The sequence below is a fragment of the Salifodinibacter halophilus genome, from assembly GCA_012999515.1.
GTDB lineage: Bacteria > Pseudomonadota > Gammaproteobacteria > Nevskiales > Salinisphaeraceae > Salifodinibacter > Salifodinibacter halophilus.
This window is the reverse complement of sequence record JABEEB010000290.1, coordinates 1-268: the sequence shown is the minus strand read 5'-3', so window position 1 is coordinate 268 and position 268 is coordinate 1. Positions and strand designations below refer to the sequence as shown.

General features: G+C 73.5%; 1 protein-coding gene. It reads left to right on the top strand.

Features of this window, described 5'->3' with window-relative positions:
• Window positions 1–268 (top strand): winged helix-turn-helix transcriptional regulator (locus HKX41_11705; protein NNC24798.1); only part of this gene is annotated, 268 nt, incomplete at both ends.

Below are 268 nucleotides of genomic sequence, written 5' to 3'. Positions count from 1 at the left end.
CACCTGCTTCCGCATGCGCAAACTGTCGCGGCTGATGAGCCAGCGCTACGACCAGGCGCTGGCGCCGGCCGGCGTCAACCTCAACCAGTACTCGATCCTGCGCCGCACCGGCGGCCGCGGCCGGCCGCTGGGCGAGATCGCGCACGAGCTGGGCATGGACCGCAGTACTCTCAGCCGCGACCTCAAGCCGCTGAGCGCGGCCGGCTGGGTCGAATCTGCGCCGGGCGAGGACGCGCGCCAGCGCCTGCTGCGCATCACCGCCGCCGGG